General features: G+C 37.2%; 1 protein-coding gene. It reads right to left on the reverse strand.

The genetic code is table 11. The annotated features are described in order from the left end of the window. Positions 1-14 precede the first annotated feature (14 nt). Positions 15-398 (reverse strand): GFA family protein, encoded by a 384-nt coding sequence (locus tag AB4323_RS23060; protein ID WP_017040584.1) that lies wholly within the window; start codon positions 396-398, stop codon positions 15-17. Between the last annotated feature and the right edge of the window lie 175 nt (positions 399-573).

Raw genomic sequence — 573 nt, forward strand, 5'->3', positions numbered from 1 at the left:
TTAATCCTTATTTGTTATAACTTTATTGTGTCAGAAGGATGATGTATCCCATCGTATATTTTTACTGGCTCGAGTTCATAAGGGTTTACACCTTCAAGGCAAGCCACATTAATTGCAAATTGATGTGGATTTGAACGTCTTTGATGATGAGTATAAATACCGCAAGTTTTACAAAAATAGTGTTTTGCAGCCATTGTATTGAATTGATACAAGCTGAGATTATCTTCACCTTTAACAATTTTTAGATTCTCCAATAGAACAGAGGCTGCTATTGCGCCTCTTTTACGGCACATAGAACAAGAACACCGCCTTGGATCTTCCAACCCCTTGGGCATTTTCAACTCTAATTCAACTTTGCCACAATGACACGTAGCTTTATGTACTTGTTTAATATCCATATACATTCTCCATATTGTAGAAACTAGAAATTACGAATGAGTTATAACGCCCAATTAAGTAGCTGACAACGCTACCAATATACTCAAACTTACCACCTAAATCACTGAAGCCAAACCGAGTTGAACATGCCAAGCGTTGACAGTCTGCTTAAATTGCTTGTTGAACGAAGCCGCT

The sequence above is a fragment of the Vibrio sp. 10N.261.52.C11 genome, from assembly GCF_041471405.1.
Lineage (GTDB): Bacteria > Pseudomonadota > Gammaproteobacteria > Enterobacterales > Vibrionaceae > Vibrio > Vibrio crassostreae_C.

Bases quoted from the DNA above. Each gene is read 5' to 3' on its own strand.
- AB4323_RS23060 (WP_017040584.1), bottom strand. From the start codon at position 398: ATGGATATTAAACAAGTACATAAAGCTACGTGTCATTGTGGCAAAGTT.